Source organism: Mesorhizobium sp. M5C.F.Ca.IN.020.32.2.1, from assembly GCF_004023105.1.
GTDB lineage: Bacteria > Pseudomonadota > Alphaproteobacteria > Rhizobiales > Rhizobiaceae > Mesorhizobium > Mesorhizobium wenxiniae.
Window position 1 is genome coordinate 1 of the sequence record NZ_RZSX01000732.1, and the last position, 3,265, is coordinate 3,265.

General features: G+C 62.5%; 5 protein-coding genes. All 5 read left to right on the forward strand.

Going from position 1 to position 3,265, the window contains the following annotated elements:
• Positions 1-224 precede the first annotated feature (224 nt).
• Complete coding sequence (locus EOA86_RS27850; protein ID WP_128344607.1) at positions 225-1,754, forward strand: ABC-F family ATP-binding cassette domain-containing protein; 1,530 nt, start codon at positions 225-227, stop codon at positions 1,752-1,754.
• 236 nt (positions 1,755-1,990) lie between these two features.
• A complete protein-coding gene (locus tag EOA86_RS40695) occupies positions 1,991-2,251 on the forward strand; it encodes a nuclear transport factor 2 family protein (RefSeq protein ID WP_245497400.1) in 261 nt (86 codons plus the stop codon).
• A gap of 125 nt (positions 2,252-2,376) precedes the next feature.
• Positions 2,377-2,583: a hypothetical protein gene (locus EOA86_RS27860; RefSeq protein WP_128344611.1), complete on the forward strand. Its 207-nt coding sequence runs from the start codon at positions 2,377-2,379 to the stop codon at positions 2,581-2,583.
• Between the two features lie 79 nt (positions 2,584-2,662).
• On the forward strand, positions 2,663-3,091 hold the full coding sequence (locus EOA86_RS27865) for a glyoxalase/bleomycin resistance/extradiol dioxygenase family protein (protein ID WP_127211832.1): 429 nt from the start codon (positions 2,663-2,665) through the stop codon (positions 3,089-3,091).
• A 32-nt stretch (positions 3,092-3,123) separates the two neighbouring features.
• On the forward strand, positions 3,124-3,265 hold a 142-nt coding region (locus EOA86_RS27870; protein ID WP_128344609.1), incomplete at its 3' end, for a DUF1428 family protein.

Sequence of the window (3,265 nt, forward strand, 5' to 3'; positions counted from 1 at the left end):
CTTGAAAGGAGGGCTGCGTGAATTTCCACCACCACCGTCAGCGCGGCCCTGTCCCTGCCCTGCGAGCTTGCTTGCAGGGCTGACCAGGGACGGTCCGGGCTTTTTCCCGCTTCGATTTTGGTCTGCCCTTCGTGGTGCTGCAACGCCGAGCCTGATGGCCGGCCAGCGCACCGTCAAAGTGCGTCGAACCGGAACCTCCCTCCGGGCAGACCAGAGAAACCAAGATGGCCCTGATCAGCCTAAAATCCCTCGGCGTCACCATGAGTGCGCCGCTGTTCTCCAACCTTGATCTCACCATCGGCACCGGCGACCGCCTCGGCATCGTTGCCGCCAACGGCCGCGGCAAGTCCACTTTGCTGAAGTGCCTGACCGGCGAAATGGAGCCGACATCAGGCGACATCACCCGCACGCGCGGCCTGCGCGTCGGCTATGTCGAGCAATCCGTTCCCGCAGCATTGGCCGAGCACGGCTTTCAGCGGGTGGTGGCCGACGCCTTGCCGGCCGAGCAGGCTGAAAGCGAGCAATGGCGCGTCGACGTGGTTCTCGATTCACTCGACATACCGCAGCCGATGCGCGAGCGGCCGATGCGGGCATTGAGCGGCGGCTGGCAAAGGCTGGCGCTGATCGCCCGCGTCTGGGTCACCGATCCGGACGTCCTGCTTCTCGACGAGCCGACCAACCATCTCGACCTCGCCAAGATCAGCCAACTCGAGACCTGGCTGAACACGCTGCCGCGCGAAGTGCCGGTGGTGATCGCCAGCCACGACCGGGCCTTCCTCGACGCAACGACCAACCGGACGCTGTTCCTGCGCCCAGAACAATCGCCAGTGTTCTCGCTGCCCTATTCCAAGGCACGCGATGCGTTGAGCGAAGTCGACGCCTCGACCGAGCGCAAATTCCAGCGTGACATGAAGGTGGCGCAGCAATTGCGCCGGCAGGCGGCCAAGCTTAACAACATCGGCATCAATTCGGGCAGCGACCTGCTGACGGTCAAGACCAAGCAGCTCAACCAGCGCGCCCAAAGCCTCGAGGAGGTCGCAGCACCGGCGCACCGCGAAAAATCGGCGGGCGCGATAAAGCTCGCCAATCGCGGCACCCATGCCAAGGTGCTGATCACGCTCGACGACCTGGCGGTCGAAACGCCTGACGGAACGCCGCTGTTCAGGACCGGCAAGCGCCATATCTGCCAGGGCGACCGCATCGTCCTGCTCGGCCGCAATGGTGTCGGCAAGTCGCGGCTGATCAGCCTGATCAGAAATGCCATCATCGAGCCGGAGACGGCAGTACAAGGCGTGAAGGTGACGCCGTCGACGGTGCTCGGCTACAGCGACCAGGCGCTGTCAGGCATCAGCGCCGAAGACACGCCGCTGGCGATGCTCTCGCGCAGCTTCGATGTCGGCGAGCAGCGCGCACGCTCGCTGCTGGCGGGTGCAGGCGTCAGCATCGACATGCAGGAGCGCAGGATCGGCGTGCTGTCGGGCGGGCAGAAGGCGCGGCTGATGATGCTGGCGCTCAGGCTCGCCAATCCCAATTTTTATCTGCTCGACGAGCCGACCAACCATCTCGACATCGACGGCCAGGAAGCTCTGGAAACGGAACTGCTGGCCCATCAGGCAAGCTGTGTGCTGGCCTCGCACGACCGCTCCTTCATCAGGGCGATCGGCAACCGCTTCTGGCTGATCGAGAAACGGCGGCTGACCGAGATCGACAGCCCGGAGGATTTCTTTCGATCGGTGGCTGAGGGGAATGGCTGAGGAAAGCCACGCATCTGCCGGGCCGGCATTCAAGGTGCTGCCGGCCCACGCTTCCCCGCGAGCCGAAAAAGGCGCATCCCGAGGTCTCGCAAACCGAGGAGGAAAACGGTCATGTGGCGCGGACGTCGTCAAGAACCTGTATGATACGTATGCAAAACGTGACATCGAGGGCGCGCTGGTCGACTGCGCCGATGATATTGTCTTCCGCTGGGTCGCCGAACCGGCGCAGTCGCGCTATGCCGGATGGCCAAGGTAAGCAGGAGTTCCTTGCCCGGCTTTTGGCGCTGGACGACGATTTCGAATACCGGCGCTTCATCCCGGTCGAGATCATCGACGGCGGCGACAAGGTTGCGGCGGAGGTCGAGATCCACATGACACGCCGAACCACCGGCGAGGAATTTGTCATGCGCACCGCCGATTTCTGGACGCTACGCGGCGGCAAAATCATCGAGATGGTGGAGTATTACGACACCGCTCTGGCCGCGTCCGTCATCTGAGACGTATCCCGACTGAATAAGGCCCTGCGACAGAAAATTCTCCGCGATCTGTCGGATCATGGGCGCGCGCCACGTCCTCGGGATGCCGACACGGTGATGTCGGCACCAATCGAGGAGAAAGCATGATGTCTATACTGTCATCCGTAGGTCGCATCGCGACCCGTTACTCGGCGGCTCGCGCCCGCTACCGCAGCGAGCGCGCCCTCCTTTCGTTGCCGATCGAACTGCGCAAGGACATCGGCTGGCCGGAAATCGTCATCGACGCACAGAACAGCCCGCGGATTGGCCTGGCCTCCTTGACAAGGGCCGACCGTCGCACGGTCGGCATTTAAAAAACGCATCGGCCATGTAGGATCGCCCCTGCCCCATTCGTCCTGTGGTTCGCAATGCCCAACCAGAGAGGAGCAAGAGATGAACGATCAGCCCCAAACCCAATCTGCCGCGAAAGTCCTCGGCGGATTGACGCCCTACCTTCAGCTGGACGGCGCCTTCAAGGCTTCGGAATTCTATCAGAAGGCCTTCGGCGCCGAGCAGGTCTTCTTCTATCCGCCGGACGAGCAGGGCCGGACGATGCACATCCATCTCCATATCAACGGTTCGACCTTGATGATTTCCGACTTCTATCCCGAGCACGGAATGGCCGCGGTGAAGCCACAGGGCTTCACCATGCAGCTGCATCTCGGCAGCGACGACATCGACGCCTGGTGGCAGCGCGCTATCGATGCCGGTTGCCAGGAAGTGATGCCCCTGCAAGTGATGTTCTGGGGCGATCGCTGGGGTAACATGCGCGATCCGTTCGGTGTCGAGTGGGCAATGAACGCGCCCGTAAAGGCCGCCTAGCTGAACAGCGCCACCAGCCAAGGAGAACCACAATGTCTTATGTCGATGGTTTCGTACTTGCCGTGCCCAAGGCAAATCTCGATGCCTACAAAAAGCTGGCGGAAACAGCCGGCGCCGTCTGGAAGGAGCATGGTGCGCTCGCCTTTGTCGAATGCACAGGCGACGATGTACCCT

Excerpts from the sequence above, each read along its gene's own strand:
- EOA86_RS27865 (WP_127211832.1), top strand. The coding sequence starts at position 2,663 with ATGAACGATCAGCCCCAAACCCAATCTGCCGCGAAAGTCCTCGGCGGA.
- EOA86_RS40695 (WP_245497400.1), top strand. The coding sequence starts at position 1,991 with ATGCCGGATGGCCAAGGTAAGCAGGAGTTCCTTGCCCGGCTTTTGGCG.
- EOA86_RS27860 (WP_128344611.1), top strand. The coding sequence starts at position 2,377 with ATGTCTATACTGTCATCCGTAGGTCGCATCGCGACCCGTTACTCGGCG.
- EOA86_RS27850 (WP_128344607.1), top strand. The coding sequence starts at position 225 with ATGGCCCTGATCAGCCTAAAATCCCTCGGCGTCACCATGAGTGCGCCG.